The organism is Acinetobacter sp. NigerLNRRAM0016 (assembly GCF_054112845.1).
In genome coordinates this window covers 1-400 of record NZ_JBSYVT010000129.1, presented here as the reverse complement: position 1 = coordinate 400, position 400 = coordinate 1, and the positions used below count along the sequence as shown (strand labels likewise).

1 protein-coding gene is annotated in these 400 nt (G+C 37.5%); it reads left to right on the top strand.

Features of this window, described 5'->3' with window-relative positions; translation table 11 throughout:
* The first annotated feature begins 149 nt into the window (after positions 1-149).
* A complete protein-coding gene (locus ACWQ4X_RS19840) occupies positions 150-311 on the top strand; it encodes a hypothetical protein (RefSeq protein ID WP_457904689.1) in 162 nt (53 codons plus the stop codon).
* The last annotated feature ends 89 nt before the right edge of the window (positions 312-400 follow it).

Sequence of the window (400 nt, the reverse complement as noted above, 5' to 3'; positions counted from 1 at the left end):
TGGTTGGTCTTGTTACTGACTTGAGTACATTACTGCAATTACTGCAATTACTGCAATTACTGAAATTACGGTAAATACGGCAACTACAGCAACCTATATTGGGGTTTGTTTGGTTCGTTACGTCAATTACGGTAAATACGGTAAATACCGTGAATACGGCTATTCCAGTATCTACGTTAAGTGGTTGGTCTTGTTACTGTCTTGAGTACATTACTGCAATTACTGCAATTACTGCAATTACGGTAAATACGGTAAATACCGTGAATACAGCTATTCCAGTATCTACGTTAAGTGGTTGGTCTTGTTATTGACTTGAGTACATTACTGCAATTACTGCAATTACTGCAATTACTGCAATTACGGTAAATACGGCAACTACAGCAACCTATATTGGGGTTTA